The sequence below is a fragment of the Rhodococcus oxybenzonivorans genome (assembly GCF_003130705.1).
Lineage (GTDB): Bacteria > Actinomycetota > Actinomycetes > Mycobacteriales > Mycobacteriaceae > Rhodococcus_F > Rhodococcus_F oxybenzonivorans.
Map to the genome: position 1 here is coordinate 3,399,249 of NZ_CP021354.1, position 18,323 is coordinate 3,417,571.

Genomic DNA, 18,323 nt, shown 5'->3' on the forward strand with positions numbered 1-18,323 from the left:
CGTCAAAATCGTTCGCGCAACCATCAGGGATGAGTTCATTGGGCATCAGCCGATGTGGATGGGGTCGATCTGGACTCGCACCGGATGCGATTCCCGCCGGGCACTGCGGACCGCTTGAGCGGCAGACAGCGCCTCTGCCAATGGTTTTCCCTCACCACGGGGTACGCGCACCAGCATCCGCTCGACATCGGCCGGCTCCGGCGACTCACCGGCGACAGGCAAGCGGGCCCCCGCCGGCAGTTCCACAGGGCCCAACAACTCCGCGTTATCGGGGAGGTCGGCCAGTTCCAGGAGCTCCGAAATAGCCTTTGCGCTGCCGTCGACGGCCGCCAGATGAATCGCCGGCGGAAACCCGACTTCTGCCCGTTCTTCGTACTGCGCGCGGGCGTGACCGACCGGATCCCAGCGCACCAGGGCTTGCACTGTCGGAATACCCGAATCGGCTACGACGACCACCTGGCCACCGTCACCGAACGGCTTCACGAGGGCCGAAGCCGTCATCCAGCGCCGCAGGGTCTCCTCAGCCGCTCGCAGATCCGGACGTCCGAGCAACGCCCAGCCGTCCAGGAGCAGTGCGGCGCCGTATCCGCCGGTCATCACCGGTTCGGCGCCGACAGTGGAGACCACCAGCGCCGGCCCCTGCTCGACGACGTCGATGACATCGTTTCCCCCGGACATCCGGACCGGTACACCGGGAAACGCTCGCCCGAGTTCCTCCGCCGTCCGGCCCGCTCCTACCACCACGGCCCGCAGAGCTCGGGCGCCGCAGGCGTGACAGCGGTGCGCGGCGTCCGCGACTCCGCACCATCGGCATGCCGGTGTGCCCGCCCCGTCCGGACCGGCGGCCGACGGTAGCGCCAAGGGCCCGTTGCACCGTCTGCAGCGGGCAGGAGCGCGGCATTTGCCGCACGCGAGACTCGGGACATACCCCCGGCGGGGCACCTGGACCAGCACTCCCCTGCCTGCACCGAGCGCCTCGCGTGCCGCGGCGAAGGCAATGGCAGGCAGGCGGGCAGCGCGGGCTCCCGGATCTCTGGCGAGCGCGTGATCGCTGTCAGCGAGGGCGGTGATCTTGGGGGCGCGGGCCCGGACCACGTCGCGGGACGCGACCAGGTCGTGTGCCCATCCGGAGTCGACGAGGGCCTGCCCCTCGGCGGTGCGGGCATGCCCGGCCACCACCATTGCGCTCCCGCCGGCGTACGCCCGCAGGAGCGCCACCTCGCGAGCGTGAGGGTAGGGAGCCCGCGGCTCGGAGTGACTGTCGTCGCCGTCGTCCCAGATGACGATCAGACCTGTCCGAGGCGTCGGCGCGAACACGGAACTGCGGGTGCCCACGACCACTTTGGCGGTCCCCCGAAGGGCGGCAAGCCAACGCCGGTACCGCAGCGCGGGGCCGAGACCCGCGGCGAGACCGACGACCCGGTTACTGCCCAGCAGGGACTCCACGGCCGCAACCACCCGATCCAGATCGCGCTGATCGGGCACCACGATGACCGTGCCGGTGTCGGCACCGGCGGCGATTGCCGACAGTTCGGCCAGCCGTGCCGGCCAGTCCTCGCCGGGCAGCGCCTGCCAGACGGCCCGCGGACTCCGCTGCTCCGCAAGGGCGGTCAGGAACGCCTCACCGTGAACGTACTGGGCCCACGCTTCTCGGTCGACGGCGTGTTCCGGTGTCGGAGCCGATTCCGGCGCGGCCTCCGCTTCTGCCCGGGCGTGCCGCGGTGGAACGGCCAGACGCAGCACATCCGCTCGGGTACCCGCGTACCGAGCGGCAACGAGTTCCACGAGCCGGGTGATCTCCGGAGTGAGTACTCGCTCCGGAGAGATCACCCGTTCGAGCCAGCCGAAGCGTCCCTGGTGATCACTGGTCGCCGTACGGGAAACCACGAAACCGTCCACGAGACGCCCTGCAAACCGGATGCGCACCCGCACACCCGGTTGAGCCTGCTCTTCGAGCTCGCGAGGAACGAGATAGTCGAACTCACGGTCGAGGTGCGGGAGCGGCAGCATCGGCAGCACCCGCGCCACCGGATCGACCTCCGCCGCAAGCTTGGCTGACGTCACAGCCTGCCCTCCACCGGGAGGACGCCCACAGCAGGGCGGCTACCGATCAGAGACCTGCAGCTGCGCGCAGCTTCTCCGCCCGATCGACGCTCTCCCAGGGAAGATCGATGTCGGTGCGGCCGAAGTGACCGTACGCGGCAGTTTGTGCGTAGATAGGGCGCAGCAGGTCGAGGTCGCGGATGATGGCGCCCGGACGCAGGTCGAAGGTTTCGGTGATCGCCTGTTGGATCCGCACCGGATCGGTCTTCTCGGTTCCGAACGTCTCGACGAACAGCCCGACCGGCGCAGCCTTTCCGATCGCGTACGCCACCTGAACCTCGATGCGATCCGCGAGACCTGCCGCGACCGCATTCTTGGCCACCCAGCGCATGGCGTAGGCGGCAGACCGGTCCACCTTCGACGGGTCCTTGCCGGAGAACGCGCCACCACCATGACGGGCCATACCGCCATAGGTGTCGACGATGATCTTCCGCCCGGTCAGCCCGGCATCACCCATCGGGCCACCGAGGACGAACTTGCCCGTCGGATTGACGAGAAGTCGAATGTTCGACGTGTCGAGCTCCGGCATCCGGAGGTCGGCGAGCACCGATCCGAGAACCTTCTCCCGCAGATCCGGTGTGAGGAGGTTGTCGAGATCGATGTCGGCAGCGTGCTGCGTGGAGATGACAACGGTGTCGAGGCGGACGGGCTTGTCTCCGTCGTACTCGATCGTGACCTGCGTCTTACCGTCCGGCCGCAGGTACGGCAGGACGCCGGACTTACGGACCTCGGTAAGGCGACGGGAGAGCCGGTGAGCCAGCGCGATCGGCAGCGGCATCAGTTCAGGGGTGTCCGTGGTGGCGAACCCGAACATCAGTCCCTGGTCGCCGGCCCCTTGCCGGTCGATGTCGTCGTCGGTCAGGCCACCGGTCCGGGCTTCGTGTGAATGGTCGACGCCCTGCGCGATCTCCGGGGACTGCGCACCGATCGCCACGTTGACGCCACAGGAATTGCCGTCGAAACCCTTCGCCGACGAGTCGTACCCGATCTCGAGCACAGTGTCGCGCACGATCTTGGGGATGTCGGCGTAGGCGGTGGTGGTCACCTCTCCGGCGACGTGGACCTGTCCCGTGGTAACCAGGGTCTCGACTGCGACCCGGGCGCGCGGATCGTCCGTGAGGAGGGCGTCGAGGATGGAGTCGCTGATCGCATCACAAATCTTGTCCGGGTGCCCCTCGGTCACAGACTCACTGGTGAATAGCCGACTACCGGACTGGCTCACAGAATTCCCTCTCGACAGTTGTCTTCTGGACAGCGCTTGGAAACAGCTTAGCTATGTACCATCGCGAACGACCCTAGCGGCACCCCGGTGTGAGTGACACCTTTACGCTCACCGAAACAACCGAGGATTTGTCCTCAGCCGGCCCGGAACAGGTGCTCGACGGCATCGAGCACCCGGCTCGCCATCAGTGCCTTCGAGCCGTGCTCGAGGGCGGACTCCGAACCGTCCGCGCCGAGTAGCCATCCGTCGTTGTGGTCGACCTCGAAGGCTTTGCCCTCCCCGACCGCGTTGACGACCAGGAGGTCGCATCCCTTCCGGGCGAGCTTCGCGCGCGCATAGGTCAGGACGTCCCCGTCCGCGTCACCGGTCTCGGCGGCGAAACCGACGATCACGGTGTCCGACGGAATCTCGCCCTCGGCCCGGGACTGCACCAGACCGGCCAGAATGTCCTCGTTCTTGGTCAGCGCGATGGAGTCAGGCTCCCCGGCGCCCTTCTTGATCTTGCTGGCCACCGTGGTCGACGGCCGGAAGTCGGCGACCGCGGCCGCCATCACGACCGCATCGAACTCGGGTGCGTGTTTGGCGACGGCAGCACGCATGTCCTCGGCCGTGCGCACGTGAACGACGTCGACGGCGGCCGGATCAGCGAGGCCTGCGGTGTATCCGGACACCAGCGTGACGTCGGCGCCGCGCTGCACCGCGAGACGGGCGATGGCATAGCCCTGCTTGCCGGAGCTGCGATTACCGAGGAAACGGACCGGATCGAGCGGTTCCCGGGTGCCACCGGCCGAGACGAGGATCCGACGCCCCTCGAGATCACGCGGCAACGCGTCGGGCCGCTCGAGGAGCAGCGAGGCGAGTCCGACGATCTCATCCGGTTCGGGCAGTCGGCCGGCGCCGGTGTCCTTGCCCGTCAGGCGACCGGATGCCGGCTCGATCACCGTGGCCCCACGCAGGCGCAGGGTTGCCACATTGGACACCGTAGCGGGATGCTCCCACATCTCGGTGTGCATCGCCGGCGCGAACACCACCGGACATCGTGCGGTGAGCAACGTCGCGGTAAGCAGGTCGTCGGCCCGCCCGGCGACGGCACGGGCCATCAGATCCGCGGTGGCAGGCGCGATGACCACGAGGTCCGCTTCCTGCCCCAGGCGGACGTGCGGCACCTGCGGAACGTCGGCGAATACTCCGGTGTGCACCGGATTGCCGGACAGCGCCTCGAACGTCGCCCGGCCCACGAACTCGAGGGCGGACTCCGTCGGGATGACGCGCACGTGGTGGCCGCCCTCGGTGAACGCGCGGATGATCGCGCAGCTCTTGTACGCCGCGATACCGCCGCCGACACCGACGACGATTCGCTTACGTGCGACTGCGGAAGGGGCAGATTCGGAGAGACCCGTCGCGAGCCCGGGGCTCGCCGCCTTGTCGGGCACGGCAGTTCCTCCGCTCACTCGCCTTCGGTGTGCTCGAGCAGATCGGAGTGGATCTCACGCAGCGCGATGGACAAGGGCTTTTCCTGCAGGCCCGGCTCCACCAGGGGGCCGACGTACTCGAGGATGCCGTCACCGAGCTGGTTGTAGTAATCGTTGATCTGACGGGCACGCTTGGCCGAGTAGATGACCAGCGCGTACTTCGACGAGGTGCGTGCGAGCAGCTCGTCGATCGGAGGATTCGTGATTCCGAGCGGTGTGTCATAGGCAGGCAGGGCGCCGTGGCTGGGGGTTGCGGACGCGACTGCGGGGGTGCTGCTCACTCGGTATCTCCTGAAATAGTTCTGGCTAGTGGATGTGAGAACTAGTGGTCTACCCGGACTGTTCCCGGGGTCCAACCAACAAGGATACCAACTCGTCGCACGATCGGCTGACATCCTCATTGACGATGACCTCGTCGAACTCGTCCTGAGCCTCGAGCTCGACCTTCGCGGTGGCGAGACGACGCTCCACCACTTCCGGCGATTCGGTGCCCCGGCCGGTCAAGCGCTCGACAAGTGCTTCCCAACTGGGCGGGGCCATGAAGACCAGAAGCGCCTCCGGCATCGCAGCCCGCACTGCCCGGGCGCCGGCGAGATCAACCTCGACCAGCACCGGTTTTCCCTGCTCGATGGCGCGGCGGACCGGTTCGGCTGGGGTCCCCGACAGCTGGAGACCACCGTGGATCTCCGCCCACTCGAGCAGCTCGCCCGACTCGATCATCCGCTGGAATTCGTCGCGAGAGGTGAAGCGGTAATCCTTGCCGTCCACCTCGCCCGGGCGTGGGTCCCGTGTCGTCGCGGACACGCTGAAGACGAGCTCCGGCAGCCGTTCCCGCAACAATCGCACCACGCTGGACTTACCGACAGCCGAGGGGCCGGCCAGGACAACCAGCCGACCCCTCCGCACTGCGGTCTTTCTTTCTGACACTCGAGCGTCAGCTACCACTGTCGTGCTCAGGCCTCGAAGTCGAACCTGGCGAGCAGGGCCTTACGCTGCCGATCGCCGAGGCCACGGAGGCGACGGGTCGGAGCGATCTCCAGCTCGGTCATGATCTCCTGCGCCTTGACCTTGCCCACCTTGGGCAGTGCCTCGAGCAACGCCGACACCTTCATCTTGCCCAAGATCTCGTCGTCCTCGGCGTCCTTGAGAACCTGCTTGAGGTCGGTGCCGCCACGCTTCAGGCGCTCCTTGAGCTCAGCCCTGGCTTTACGGGCAGCAGCTGCCTTCTCCAAAGCAGCAGCGCGCTGCTCATCAGTCAACTGGGGAAGGGCCACGGTTCCTCCGTCTCGTCGTTGGCAAATAGTCCAAACCACTGGATAACCAGCAGCGATAGCGACCGTACTCACGCCCGGCGCCGATTGCGAACCCACCCCCCGAGGTCAAAGCCGGATTCCGGTGGGCTATGAGAGTGCGGACTCGACCTCGTCACGAACCTTCACAGCGGCCGCACGCAGGGCCGTCACCGACGGACCCTCACGGAGAATACCGCGAGAACTGTTCGGCAGCAGCAACTTCCGGGAATCGGGAAAAATGTCCGCAAGGTCACGTGCTGTGGCACCCTGGGCACCCAGTCCCGGCGCCAAAATTGGTCCAGAAAAATCTGACAAATTCAGACCGTGTCCGCGTGTCGCACCGACGACCAGCCCGACCAGGTCGGATTCTGCCGCATTGCGCTCGGCCGCCGCATTCACCACGGACTGCGCCACCGACACGCCCCCGGCAACGTCAGCACCCTGCAACTCCCCGCCTTCGGGATTCGAGGTGCGAGCAAGCACGAACAGCCCGCGGCCCTGCTCCGCCGCCAGCGAGAGGGCCGGTTCGAGCGCACCGAACCCCAGATAGGGCGAGACCGTCACCGCATCGGAAGACAGCGCCGAGTCCGGGCCGAGCCACGACTGCGCGTAGGCGGCCATCGTCGACCCGATGTCACCGCGTTTGGCATCCGCGACGACGAGCGTCCCGGCCTCCCGGAGCACACAGATGGTGCGTTCGAGCACCGCGTACCCGGCCGAGCCGTACGCTTCGAAGAACGCCACCTGGGGCTTCACGACGGCCACCTCACCGACGAAGGCCTCCACGCAGATCTCGGCAAAGGCCTCGAGCCCCTCCGCATCGACGGGAAGGTTCCACGCCTCGAGCAACCCCGGGTGCGGGTCGATGCCGACGCACAGGCGGCCGCGGTGCTCGACCGCGGCCCTCAGCCGAGCACCCCACGCCTGGTCGTGGTGCCGGTCCGTCACGAGGTGAGCGAACCGGTGTCGGACCCCTCGAACGGGGCCGGTGAGCGCAGCCGGGCGTGCAACGCCTGCAGCGACTGAACGCCGATGTCGCCGCGGATTGCGGCCTCGATGCCCTGGACTGCAGCGGACGCGCCCTGCACGGTGGTGACGCAGGGGATGTTCACGCCGACGGCCGCGCTACGGATCTCGTACCCGTCCACCCGGGGACCGGAGTTGCCGTACGGGGTGTTGATCACCATGTCGACCTCACCGTCACGGATCTGGTCGACGATGGTGCGGGCGCCCTCCTCGAGGGGCTCGCCGGAGTGCTTGTGCACGTCCTCGCAGACGATGCCGTTGCGGCGCAGGACCGCCGCGGTGCCCTCTGTTGCGAGGATCCGGAAACCCAGGTCGGCCAGCCGCTTGACCGGGAAGATCAGCGACCGCTTGTCCTTGTTTGCGACCGACACGAACACCGACCCGGAGATGGGGAGTGAACCGTATGCAGCTGTCTGACTCTTGGCGAACGCGGTGCCGAAGTCGGCGTCGATACCCATAACCTCGCCCGTCGACTTCATCTCGGGGCTCAGCAGTGTGTCCACCCCGGTGCCGTCGGCGCGCCGGAACCGGTTGAACGGGAGAACCGCCTCCTTGACGGCGACGGGTGCGTCCGCGGGGGTGAAACCACCGTCACCGGTGGCCGGGAGGAGTCCGGTTTTCCGCAACTCCGCGATGGTCTCGCCGAGCATGACGCGTGCGCAGGCCTTGGCCAGTTGCACGGCCGTGGCTTTCGACACGAACGGTACGGTCCGGCTGGCACGGGGGTTGGCCTCGAGGACGTACAGGATGTCGTCCTTGAGGGCGTACTGCACATTGAGCAGCCCCTTGACGCCGATACCCTTCGCGAGCGCCTCCGTCGAACGGCGGACGTTCTCGAGGTCGGCGCGCCCGAGGGTGATCGGGGGCAAGGCGCACGCCGAGTCGCCGGAGTGAATGCCGGCTTCCTCGATGTGTTCCATCACTCCCCCGATGTACACCTCGTTCCCGTCGCAGAGTGCGTCGACGTCGATCTCGATGGCGTCTTCCAGGAACCGGTCGACCAGTACGGGCCGGTCGTCGGAGATCTCGGTGGCGCGGGAGATGTAGCTTTCGAGGGAGGCCTCGTCGTAGACGATTTCCATGCCGCGGCCACCGAGCACGTAGGACGGTCGCACGAGCACCGGGTATCCGATGCCGGCGGCGATGTCGCGGGCACCGGCGAACGTGGTTGCCGTTCCGAACTTGGGCGCCGGCAATCCCGCCTCTACCAATACCTTGCCGAACTCGCCACGGTCCTCGGCGAGGTCGATGGCCTCGGGGCTGGTGCCGACGATGGGCACACCTGCGGCTTTCAGCCGTTTCGCCAGACCCAACGGTGTCTGTCCGCCGAGCTGCACGATCACGCCGGCGACGGTGCCGGACAGCGACTCCGCCCGGTACACCTCGAGCACGTCCTCGAACGTGAGCGGCTCGAAGTACAGCCGGTCGGCGGTGTCGTAGTCGGTGGAGACGGTCTCCGGGTTGCAGTTGACCATCACCGTCTCGTAACCGGCCTCGGACAACGTCAGGGCCGCGTGGACACAGGAATAGTCGAACTCGATGCCCTGACCGATGCGGTTGGGGCCCGAACCGAGGATGAGGACCTTCGGACGCTCCGTCTGCGGAGCCACCTCCGACTCGGCCTCCGGATCGAGCTCGTAGGTGGAGTAGTGGTACGGCGTCTTCGCCTCGAACTCGGCTGCACAGGTATCCACGGTCTTGTAGACGGGGTGGATGTTCCACTGCTCGCGCAGCGCCCGAACGGAATCTTCGTCACCCAGCTCGGGGCGAAGCGCCGCAACCTGCCGGTCGGAGAACCCGTGGTGCTTGGCGCGCCGCAGCACGCGCTCGTCCACCTTGTCGACCTCGCGCAGCTCGCTACCGAGCTCGTGGATCTGCAACATCTGGTCGAGGAACCAGGGATCGATTCCCGTGGCATCGAACAACTGCTCGATGGTGGCACCGAGACTCATGGCCTTCTCGATGCCGTACAGCCTGCCCTCGTGCGGCACGGCGAGCTCGGCGAGCAGCGTGTCCAGGTTCTCGGTGGCCACCTGCGGCCCGGTCCAGAATCCGGTCTGCTTCGTCTCCAGCGAGCGCATGACCTTCCCGAGCGCCTCGGTGAAGTTACGGCCGATCGACATGGCCTCACCGACCGACTTCATCGTGGTGGTGAGAGTCGCGTCGGCACCGGGGAACTTCTCGAACGCGAAGCGGGGAGCCTTCACCACCACGTAGTCGAGCGTGGGTTCGAAACACGCAGGGGTTTCCTTGGTGATGTCGTTGACGATCTCGTCGAGGGTGTAGCCGATGGCGAGCTTCGCCGCGATCTTCGCGATCGGGAAGCCCGTCGCCTTGGACGCCAGCGCACTCGACCGCGACACCCGCGGATTCATCTCGATGACGACGAGGCGGCCGTCGGCCGGGTCCATCGCGAACTGAATGTTGCAACCACCGGTGTCGACGCCGACCTCGCGCAGGATGTCGATCGACAGGTCGCGCATCGCCTGGTACTCGCGGTCGGTGAGAGTCATCGCTGGCGCGACGGTCACCGAGTCACCGGTGTGCACGCCGACGGGATCGACGTTCTCGATGGAGCAGACGATGACCACGTTGTCGCGGCCGTCGCGCATCAGCTCGAGTTCGTATTCCTTCCACCCGAGAATCGATTCCTCGATGAGCACGTTGGCGGTGGGCGACGCGGCCAGTCCGCCACCGGCGATGCGGGCGAGGTCCTCGTCGTCGTACGCCATGCCCGACCCCAGGCCACCCATGGTGAACGACGGCCGGACCACCACCGGGAAGCCGAGTTCGGCCACCGTGTCGCGGACCTCGTCCATCGTGTAGCAGACCCGGGACCGGGCCGACTCGCCACCGACCTTGGCGACGATGTCCTTGAATTTCTGGCGGTCCTCGCCGCGTTGGATCGCTTCGAAGTCGGCGCCGATCAGTTCGACGTCGTACTTCTCGAGGATCCCCTGCTCGTGCAGGGCCACTGCGGTGTTGAGCGCGGTCTGACCACCGAGGGTCGCGAGAACCGCGTCGATGGGGTGACCGTTCGCGGCCTCGAGGGCGATGACCTTCTCGACGAACTCCGCCGTGATCGGCTCCACGTAGGTGGAGTCGGCGAACTCGGGGTCCGTCATGATGGTGGCCGGGTTCGAGTTGACGAGGCTGACCCGCAGGCCCTCTTCGCGCAGCACCCGGCACGCCTGCGTACCGGAGTAGTCGAACTCGCAGGCCTGGCCGATGACGATCGGGCCGGAGCCGATCACCAGGATGTGGGAGAGATCTGAACGGCGTGGCATTACTTCTTGACTCCCTCGAGCAGGCTGGTGAATCGGTCGAACAGGTAAGCAGCATCGTGCGGGCCGGCGGCGGCCTCAGGGTGATACTGCACCGAGAAGGCCGAGCCGTCGAGCAGACGGACTCCTTCGACGGCGCCGTCGTTGGCGCAGGTGTGGCTGATCACCGCCCTGCCGAAGGGCGTGTCGAATTCCTGCCCGGCCTCGCCTTCGAGCGCGAACCCGTGATTCTGTGCGGTGATCGCGATGCGTCCGGTTTCGTGTTCGATCACTGGGACGTTGATTCCGCGGTGACCGAACTTCATTTTGTAGGTGCCGAGGCCCAGCGCGCGGCCCAGGATCTGATTGCCGAAGCAGATACCGAACAGTGGCAGGCCCTGCCCGATTACTTCCTTCGTGAGATGTACGGCGCCGTCCGCGGTGGCCGGGTCGCCCGGACCGTTCGAGAGGAACACGCCGTCGGCCTTCAGATCGAGGATCTGCTCGAGCGTCGAATCGGACGGCAGAACGTGTACGCGGATACCCCGCTCGGCGAACATGCGCGGGGTGTTGGTCTTGATACCCAAGTCGATCGCGGCGACCGTGAAGCGGGCCTCTCCCCCGGTCGGCTCGACGACATACCCGCTGGTGGTGCTGACCTCGCCCGCGAGATCGGCACCGAGCATCGACGGCTGGCTCTTCACGCGCTCCAGCAACACCTCCGTTTCGGCGAGCGCATCTCCGGAGAACACTCCGGCCCGCATCGACCCCCGGGTGCGCAGGTGGCGCACGAGGGCGCGGGTGTCGATGCCGGCGATCCCCACGACACCCTGCTTCACCAGTTCGTCCTGTAGAGACCCGGTCGCGCGCCAGCTCGAGGTGCGGCGCGCAGGATCGCGGACAACGTAACCGGCTACCCAGATCTTCGCTTCCGCACTGCTCCCGGTGGGACCGACGGACTCGTCGTCTTCGTCGTTCCAGCCGGTGTTGCCGATCTGGGGCGCCGTGGCCACCACGATCTGGCGGTGATAGCTGGGGTCGGTCAGTGTCTCCTGGTAGCCGGTCATGCCGGTGCTGAAGACGGCCTCGCCCAGTGTCTGCCCGACGGCACCGAACGTGGTGCCGCGAAAGATCCGGCCGTCCTCGAGGACCAGTACTGCCGAGTCGGTGTCATAGCCGCTCATGCGTTCTCTCCGTTCTGCTCGACCTCGCCAGAGCTCGCCGCATTCGCTGAATCTTCACTGTCTGTGGTGCCGCCCGACTCGCCCGAGTTGATCCAGACGGGGTAGACGGACTTGTCGTCGCTGCGGAATCCGGTGTCGATCTCGGTGCCGGACGGCAGTGCCCATCGGATCACCAGGAGTCCGTCTTTGCTCATGACCTTGCCGGCGAGGCCCCGCTCCGTGCGCACCGCACGAATCGCGTCCTGCGGAATCCAGATCGCCGAGGCGCCGTCCCTTTCGAGCAGGATGCCGGAGTGGTACCGCGAGATTTCACCGGTGGCCCGGAACCCGAGATCCCCGACCGCAATTCGGTCCTGCCAGCTGGGTGCAAGCGTGCTGCCGACGTAGAGTCCGGTCGCCGGCGCGATCGTCTGCGCACCCAGGTGGGCAGGAACGGACGGCAGCTGACCGATGCGGTCGGCCTGCCGACGGGCCCGGCCACGCCATCCGACGTACATGAGGTAGATCGCCAGAGCCCAGAAGGCGGCCAGCCCGACGATCCAGAGGATTCTCTCCATCACTGTCCTCCGCCGCTGCGTACGGGAGTGCGGACGTCACCGTTCCGCGCGGTGACCCGGCCCCGGAGGATGGTGGTGGTGACCCGCGCCGGCAGCGTCATCGACTCGTACGGCGTGTTGGACGCCACGCTGGCGAGTGCGGGACCGTGCACAGTCCATTCGGCATCCGGATCGACCAGCACCAGGTTGGCCGGTTCACCGACGGCGATGGGCCGCCCCTGGTCGTCGAGTCCGACGATCTCTGCGGGACGTTCGCTCATCACGCGGGCCACCCCACGCCAGTCGAGCAGGCCCGGCCGGACCATGGTCATCGCGACGATCGACAGCGCCGTCTCCAGCCCCAGCATGCCGGGACGGGCCGCGGCGAATTCGCAGCACTTGTCCTGCTCGGCGTGCGGGGCGTGATCGGTGGCGACGCAGTCGATGACCCCCTCGGCGAGACCGGCGCGCAACGCCGCGACATCACTGGCTTCGCGCAGCGGCGGGTTCACCTTGTTGACGGCGTCGTACGTTTCGAGACGGGAGTCGTCGAGGAGCAAATGGTGCGGCGTCACCTCGGCGGTGATCGAAATGCCCTGCCCTCGCGCCCATTTCACCAACTCGACCGTTCCGGCGGTGGAGGCATGGCAGATGTGGACACGGGCGCCGGCATCCCGGGCGAGCAGCGCATCACGGGCGACGATCGATTCCTCGGCTGCACGAGGCCAGCCGGCCAGGCCCAGCCGGGCCGCGGTCGGGCCTTCGTGGGCGACGGCACCGACGGTCAGCCGGGGTTCTTCTGCGTGCTGGGCGATGAGCACACCGAGCGAGCTCGAGTACTCGAGGGCGCGGCGCATGAGCAGTGGGTCGTAGACGCAATGACCGTCGTCCGAGAACATCCGGACCCGGCCGGATCCTGCGGCCATCGTCGCCATCTCGGCGAGTTGCTTCCCCGCGAGCCCGACGGTGACGGCCCCGACCGGATGCACGTCGACGAGCCCGACTTCCTGCCCGCGGCGCCACACGTGGTCGGTGACAACCACCGAGTCGGCGACGGGGCTGGTGTTGGCCATGGCGAACACTGCCGTGTACCCACCGAGCGCAGCCGCAGCCGAACCGGAATCGATGGTTTCGGTGTCTTCGCGGCCCGGCTCACGCAAATGTGTGTGCAAATCGACGAATCCGGGCAGCAGAATCTGGCCGGCCGCATCGATGACCTCGGTTTCTGCAGCAGCGGACTTCGCGGCGTCCGCGCCGATCGCAGCGACGAGTCCGTCGTCGAGCAGCACATCGGTGGGTTCGCCCTCGCCGTACAGCAACGCGTTCTTGATGAGCACTGTCTCTCCTGTTTCTGTCGAGTTGCTCATCCGGCAACTTCCTCGGCACCGACCAGCAGTCGGAACAGCACGGCCATACGCATGTGCACTCCGTTGGTGACCTGTTGCAGCACAGCGGCTCTCGGAGAGTCGGCGACTGCGGAGGCGATTTCCATACCGCGCAGCATCGGGCCCGGATGCAACACGACGGCATGCTCTGGGAGCAGAGCGAGGCGCTTCTCGGACAGTCCGTAATTGATCGAGTACTCACGCTGGGACGGGAAGAATCCCCCGTTCATCCGTTCCGCCTGCACGCGCAGCATCAGGACCGCATCGAGCCCGGGGAGTTCGGCGTCGAACGAGTGGGCCACCGTGACCGGCCAGGACGAGGCCCCGACCGGAAGCAGCGTGGGCGGTGCCACGAGAACGACCTCCGCACCGAGCATCGACAGCAGCAGCGCGTTGGACCTGGCCACCCGGCTGTGCAGGATGTCACCCACGATGGCGATGCGCTTGCCCTCGATGTCCCCGAGGCGCTGCCGCAGCGTCAGTGCATCGAGCAGCGCCTGGGTGGGATGCTCATGGGTGCCGTCCCCCGCGTTGATGATCGCCGGTCCGCCGTCGTGGCCGGCCGTCCACGAGGCGATCTGGTGAGCGGCGCCCGAAGCCGGATGGCGCACGATCAGCGCGTCGGCGCCCGCGGCACGCAACGTCATGGCCGTATCACGCAGCGATTCGCCCTTCGAGACCGACGAGCTCGAGGCGCTGACATTGATGACATCCGCGCTCATCCACTTGCCCGCGACCTCGAAGGACACCCGGGTCCGTGTCGAGTTCTCGAAGAACACGGTCATGACGGTGCGGCCGCGCAGGGTCGGCAGCTTGTGGACCTCGCGCCCGAGGAGGGCCTGTTCGAAGCGCTCCGCCTCGTCGAGAAGCTCGACCGCCGATCCTCGGGTCAGGTCCGCAATCGACAACAGGTGCTTCACTTAGCTCTTTCCCCCGGAGATCATGACCTCGTCACGGCCGTCGTGTTCGCCCAGGAGAACCTTGACGTCCTCGGTTCGGGCGGTCGGCACGTTCTTCCCCACGTAGTCGGCGCGCAACGGCAGCTCCCGATGGCCGCGGTCGACGAGGACCGCGAGCTGAACTGCGCGTGGCCGTCCCAGGTCACGCAGGGCATCGAGTGCCGATCGGACGGTGCGACCTGAAAACAGCACGTCGTCGACCAGCACCACCAGTGCGTTGTCGACACCGCCCTCAGGGACGGAGGTCCGCTCGAGCGGGCGGTGCGGCTTGGTGCGCAGGTCGTCGCGGTAGAGGGTGATGTCGAGTGAACCGACCGGCGGACGCACGCCGGAGAATTCTTCGATTTTTGCGGCAAGGCGCGCCGCGAGGGTCGTGCCGCGGGTGGGTATCCCGATGAGGACGACGCGAGGCGCTTCACCGTCGGCGGCGTCGATCGCGGTCTTCTCGATGATCTGATGCGCGATACGCGCAATGGTGCGGCCTACATCCGCTGCGGACAACAACTCACGCGCGGGCTCGACTGCCGGTGACGACTTCGGTGTTGCTTCTGCCGGTTCCTCGGCAGGGCGGGACCCTTCGGGCACGCGCATACAACGACCTCCTTCTCCGCCTCACTGGACGGATCGTTAAAGGATGCCTGACGCGGCCAGCTTAGCAGCGCGCCGAGTTGCGCCAGGCCGGGGCCCCGGCCTCCGGTTCCCGCGCGCCACTCGGCCTGAGGGGCTCCGCGGGACCGGAGTGAGGCAGATGAACCTACGAACGCGGATCTTCCGGCTCGTCGCTTCCTGGTTCGGCACGCCGGGAGGTGGCCGCGGCAGCCGACCGCACCTGCGGGGCAACCAGTACGACCTGGCCGAGGACGCCGTTGACGAATCCCGGCGAGTCGTCGGTGGAAAGCTGTTTGGCCAGCTCGACCGCTTCGTCCACCGCCACGACGGGCGGGACATCGGTGGCATGGAACAGCTCCCACACTGCGATCCGCAGAATCGCCCGGTCCACCGCCGGTAGCCGCTCGAGCGTCCAGTCCTGCAGGTGCGAGGAGATCACCGCATCGATCCGGTCGAGGTTTTCGGCCACGCCGGTGACCACGGTGACGGTGTACGGAGCGACGGGCGCAACGGACTCGTCCTTGCCGGACATGTCCGCCCGCTCGGTCGCGAGATCGACCGGGTCGAGGTCGCGCGCTTCCGCTTCGAAGAGGAAGTCGACGGCGCGCTTACGGGCCTTGTGCCGTGCGCCGAGCTTCTTATGGGTACCGGACACTCAGGAATTCACACGCCCGAGGTAGTTGCCGTCGCGGGAGTCGACCTTCAACTTGTCGCCGGTGTTGATGAACAGCGGCACCTGGATTTCGGCACCGGTCTCGAGGGTGGCGGGCTTGGTGCCACCGGTCGAGCGGTCGCCCTGCAGACCCGGATCGGTGTGCTTGACCTCGAGCTCCACCGTGACGGGCAGCTCGACGAAAAGCGGAACGTCCTCGTGCACGGCGACCTGGACCGCCATGTTCTCGAGCATGAAGCGTGCACCGTCGCCGACCGTCGCCTCGTTGATCGAGATCTGGTCGTAGGTGTCACCGTCCATGAAGATGTAGTCGCTGCCGTCGTGGTAGAGGTACGTCATGTCGCGTCGGTCGACGGTGGCAGTCTCGACCTTGACGCCGGCGTTGAAGGTCTTGTCGACGACCTTGCCCGACAGCACGTTCTTCAGCTTGGTTCGCACGAATGCGGGGCCCTTGCCCGGCTTGACGTGCTGGAACTCGATAATCGTCCACAGCTGGCCCTCGATCTGCAGGACCAGGCCGTTCTTGAAATCACTAGTGGAAGCCACTTGCTTCGCGTCTCCTCGATAAGGTCGAAACCGTCTACACGACAGTCAGGTCTTTGGTGGTGAGGGTGAGTAGCTCCGGACCCTGCTCCCGGACCACGAGCGTGTCCTCGATCCGCACGCCTCCGCGCCCGGAGAAATACACGCCCGGCTCGACGGTCACCGCCGCACCGTCCAGAAGTGTACCGGTGCCCAGCTTGCCGATTCCGGGTGCTTCGTGGATTTGCAGGCCGACGCCGTGCCCGAGCCCGTGCAGGAACAGCTCTCCGTAGCCTGCTTCCTCGATCACGCTGCGGGCTGCCGCGTCGACGGCGGTGACCTCGGCGCCCGGCCGCAGGGCGGCACATCCGGCCGCCTGCGAGCGGGCGACCAGGGCGTACACCTCGCGCTGCCAGTCGGCTGCCTGTTCGAGGATGTACGTGCGCGTCATATCCGAGTGGTAGCCGCCGACCTCGGCCCCGAAATCCAGTTTGACGAAGTCGCCGCGCTGCAGCACTGCCGAGGTGGGACGGTGGTGGGGAATTGCCGAATGGGCACCCGCCGCGACGATCGTCTCGAACGAAATGCCGTCGGCACCGTGATCGAGCATCAGAGCCTCGAGCTCGCGCCCCACCTCTTTCTCGGTGCGTCCCGGCCGGAGTCCGCCACGCTCGAGAAGGACGGCGAGCGCGGCGTCGGCGGCAGTGCACGCGGCCCGGAGCAACGCCACTTCGTAATCGTCCTTCACCATGCGTAGCTCCTCCACCAGCCCGGGAACCGGCTCCAGGCGCGTATCCGGGGCGAGCAGCGACCACGCGGCGAACTCGTCCACCGTGACGACATGACTTTCGAAGGCGAGCGACGACGCCGTCCGGCGGGCGACCGACTCGACGAGGTGGGCGGCGCTGGCGCGGGCGATTTCGGCCCGGAGGTCGGGTACCTGTTCGGCCACCTGGGTGAGGTAGCGCCCGTCCGTGCAGATCACCGTGCGTTCCTCGGCGCCGTCGGCGTCCGCCGCGTCGACGAGCACTGCGGCATTGGACCCGGTGAAGCCGGTGAGGTACCGCACGTTCACCAGGTCCGTCACGAGAAGTGCGTCGAGATCGCGGGCGGCGAGCGCCGCGCGCAGTGCCGCGCGCCGCGAACCATGATCAGCAGGCATGACAGCAAACGTACCGGCATTGCCACCCGCCCCGCTGCCGAGGGACACGACCCGCGCGGCGGCGCCGAGATCGACCACCGTCGGCGGGGAGAACAGGTTGCAGACAGCGCGTCTGTGGGTTAGACCACACGCCGGAAAACCTTCTCGTTACGCTGTGCCCATGAATGCGTGGGTGGTACGCGGCCTCGGGATGGCCCTGATACATATTTTGGTTCGTGTGTTGCTCGGTGCGGCGATCACACAGTGGCCCCTCCAAGGTTCGATCCTGAGGTGGGTGGCTCTGCTGGTCGTGGTGTTGGTGGCGTTGATCTGGGCGGGTATCGACGGCATCCGGGACCGGCATCGCAACCCGGACCCCGACCAGGGTGCCGACCTCACCATGCTGTGGCTGAAGGCAGCGTTGCTCGGCGGCATCGTTGCGGGGGTCGGCAGCTGGCTGGCCGATCTGTTGCCCTCCCTCAACGTCACGCAGAACTCGTTCTTCTTCGAAATCACCTCCGGTGCCGCGTTCACCGTCCTGCTCATCTTCGTTCCGGCCATGCTGGCCGTCTTCCTGGGCCGTTTCTTTGCCGGGCGTGAAGCCAAGAAGGCATCGCAGGGGCGTGGCGGCGACCGAGATGACCGGCGGGGTGCCGGATCGGCGGCAGGCGCAGCAGCGGGAGGTACGGCAGCTGCTGCTGTCGCCGACGACAACGGCTATGGGCAGCACTATCCGGACGGAACGTACGACCAGACCGGTTACGCCGATCCCGATGCCGACACCGCGGTTTTCGAACCGGTACACAACTACCGCCAGGACACCTCGGACCTCGATGCCGGCGAGGGGCAGGACACCACCTGGCAGGAACCCGTCGACCTCGGCAAGCGCAATCCCGAAGAGCCGAAACGCGGCGAGTAGACCGCACTCGTCGGTCG

17 protein-coding genes are annotated in these 18,323 nt (G+C 67.0%); 1 reads left to right on the plus strand and 16 read right to left on the minus strand.

Annotated features, from left to right (window positions below):
- Positions 1–45: 45 nt before the first annotated feature.
- The 16 genes from CBI38_RS16035 to CBI38_RS16110 all read right to left on the minus strand — a co-directional run bounded on the left by CBI38_RS16035 (position 46) and on the right by CBI38_RS16110 (position 17,408).
- Entirely contained in the window at positions 46–2,010 is a 1,965-nt protein-coding gene (locus CBI38_RS16035; RefSeq protein WP_418328340.1) for a primosomal protein N', read from the minus strand.
- A gap of 100 nt (positions 2,011–2,110) precedes the next feature.
- Positions 2,111–3,325: a methionine adenosyltransferase gene (metK, locus tag CBI38_RS16040; protein WP_109330265.1), complete on the minus strand. Its 1,215-nt coding sequence runs from the start codon at positions 3,323–3,325 to the stop codon at positions 2,111–2,113.
- 134 nt (positions 3,326–3,459) lie between these two features.
- Entirely contained in the window at positions 3,460–4,758 is a 1,299-nt protein-coding gene (gene coaBC / locus CBI38_RS16045; protein ID WP_109330267.1) for a bifunctional phosphopantothenoylcysteine decarboxylase/phosphopantothenate--cysteine ligase CoaBC, read from the minus strand.
- 14 nt (positions 4,759–4,772) lie between these two features.
- Positions 4,773–5,078: a DNA-directed RNA polymerase subunit omega gene (gene rpoZ / locus CBI38_RS16050; protein WP_109330269.1), complete on the minus strand. Its 306-nt coding sequence runs from the start codon at positions 5,076–5,078 to the stop codon at positions 4,773–4,775.
- A 49-nt stretch (positions 5,079–5,127) separates the two neighbouring features.
- Complete coding sequence (gmk, locus tag CBI38_RS16055; RefSeq protein ID WP_109330271.1) at positions 5,128–5,742, minus strand: guanylate kinase; 615 nt, start codon at positions 5,740–5,742, stop codon at positions 5,128–5,130.
- 8 nt (positions 5,743–5,750) lie between these two features.
- Complete coding sequence (mihF, locus tag CBI38_RS16060; protein WP_005262298.1) at positions 5,751–6,071, minus strand: integration host factor, actinobacterial type; 321 nt, start codon at positions 6,069–6,071, stop codon at positions 5,751–5,753.
- A 126-nt stretch (positions 6,072–6,197) separates the two neighbouring features.
- On the minus strand, positions 6,198–7,037 hold the full coding sequence (pyrF, locus tag CBI38_RS16065; RefSeq protein ID WP_109330273.1) for an orotidine-5'-phosphate decarboxylase: 840 nt from the start codon (positions 7,035–7,037) through the stop codon (positions 6,198–6,200).
- Positions 7,034–10,402, minus strand: a complete 3,369-nt coding sequence (gene carB, locus CBI38_RS16070) for a carbamoyl-phosphate synthase large subunit (RefSeq protein WP_109330275.1) — start codon at positions 10,400–10,402, stop codon at positions 7,034–7,036. The genes pyrF and carB overlap by 4 nt, the downstream gene beginning before the upstream one ends.
- Positions 10,402–11,562, minus strand: coding sequence for a glutamine-hydrolyzing carbamoyl-phosphate synthase small subunit (gene carA / locus CBI38_RS16075; protein ID WP_109330277.1), 1,161 nt, complete (start codon positions 11,560–11,562; stop codon positions 10,402–10,404). The genes carB and carA overlap by 1 nt, the downstream gene beginning before the upstream one ends.
- Positions 11,559–12,119 carry a PH-like domain-containing protein gene (locus CBI38_RS16080; RefSeq protein ID WP_109330279.1) on the minus strand — a complete coding sequence of 187 codons (561 nt, stop codon included), beginning with the start codon at positions 12,117–12,119 and terminating at the stop codon, positions 11,559–11,561. The genes carA and CBI38_RS16080 overlap by 4 nt, the downstream gene beginning before the upstream one ends.
- Positions 12,119–13,465 (minus strand): dihydroorotase, encoded by a 1,347-nt coding sequence (locus CBI38_RS16085; protein WP_109330281.1) that lies wholly within the window; start codon positions 13,463–13,465, stop codon positions 12,119–12,121. Before CBI38_RS16085 ends, CBI38_RS16080 begins: the two co-directional genes overlap by 1 nt.
- Positions 13,462–14,403 carry an aspartate carbamoyltransferase catalytic subunit gene (locus tag CBI38_RS16090; protein ID WP_109330283.1) on the minus strand — a complete coding sequence of 314 codons (942 nt, stop codon included), beginning with the start codon at positions 14,401–14,403 and terminating at the stop codon, positions 13,462–13,464. Before CBI38_RS16090 ends, CBI38_RS16085 begins: the two co-directional genes overlap by 4 nt.
- The gene (pyrR, locus tag CBI38_RS16095; RefSeq protein ID WP_109330285.1) at positions 14,404–15,033 is read right to left on the minus strand and encodes a bifunctional pyr operon transcriptional regulator/uracil phosphoribosyltransferase PyrR; all 630 of its coding nucleotides are present in this window, start codon (positions 15,031–15,033) and stop codon (positions 14,404–14,406) included.
- 163 nt (positions 15,034–15,196) lie between these two features.
- Positions 15,197–15,706, minus strand: coding sequence for a transcription antitermination factor NusB (gene nusB / locus CBI38_RS16100; RefSeq protein ID WP_109330287.1), 510 nt, complete (start codon positions 15,704–15,706; stop codon positions 15,197–15,199).
- The gene (gene efp, locus CBI38_RS16105) at positions 15,707–16,270 is read right to left on the minus strand and encodes an elongation factor P (protein ID WP_109330289.1); all 564 of its coding nucleotides are present in this window, start codon (positions 16,268–16,270) and stop codon (positions 15,707–15,709) included.
- 34 nt (positions 16,271–16,304) lie between these two features.
- Complete coding sequence (locus tag CBI38_RS16110) at positions 16,305–17,408, minus strand: aminopeptidase P family protein (protein WP_109335138.1); 1,104 nt, start codon at positions 17,406–17,408, stop codon at positions 16,305–16,307.
- Between the two features lie 160 nt (positions 17,409–17,568).
- Between CBI38_RS16110 and CBI38_RS16115 the strand changes: the two genes are divergently transcribed.
- Complete coding sequence (locus CBI38_RS16115; RefSeq protein WP_109330291.1) at positions 17,569–18,306, plus strand: B-4DMT family transporter; 738 nt, start codon at positions 17,569–17,571, stop codon at positions 18,304–18,306.
- Positions 18,307–18,323: the final 17 nt, after the last annotated feature.

What these genes read in the sequence shown, in the direction of transcription:
- CBI38_RS16035 (WP_418328340.1), bottom strand. Translation starts at nt 2,010, where the DNA reads ATGCTGCCGCTCCCGCACCTCGACCGTGAGTTCGACTATCTCGTTCCT.
- carB (WP_109330275.1), bottom strand. Translation starts at nt 10,402, where the DNA reads ATGCCACGCCGTTCAGATCTCTCCCACATCCTGGTGATCGGCTCCGGC.
- carA (WP_109330277.1), bottom strand. Translation starts at nt 11,562, where the DNA reads ATGAGCGGCTATGACACCGACTCGGCAGTACTGGTCCTCGAGGACGGC.
- CBI38_RS16080 (WP_109330279.1), bottom strand. Translation starts at nt 12,119, where the DNA reads ATGGAGAGAATCCTCTGGATCGTCGGGCTGGCCGCCTTCTGGGCTCTG.
- CBI38_RS16085 (WP_109330281.1), bottom strand. Translation starts at nt 13,465, where the DNA reads ATGAGCAACTCGACAGAAACAGGAGAGACAGTGCTCATCAAGAACGCG.
- pyrR (WP_109330285.1), bottom strand. Translation starts at nt 15,033, where the DNA reads ATGCGCGTGCCCGAAGGGTCCCGCCCTGCCGAGGAACCGGCAGAAGCA.
- CBI38_RS16110 (WP_109335138.1), bottom strand. Translation starts at nt 17,408, where the DNA reads ATGCCTGCTGATCATGGTTCGCGGCGCGCGGCACTGCGCGCGGCGCTC.
- CBI38_RS16115 (WP_109330291.1), top strand. Translation starts at nt 17,569, where the DNA reads ATGAATGCGTGGGTGGTACGCGGCCTCGGGATGGCCCTGATACATATT.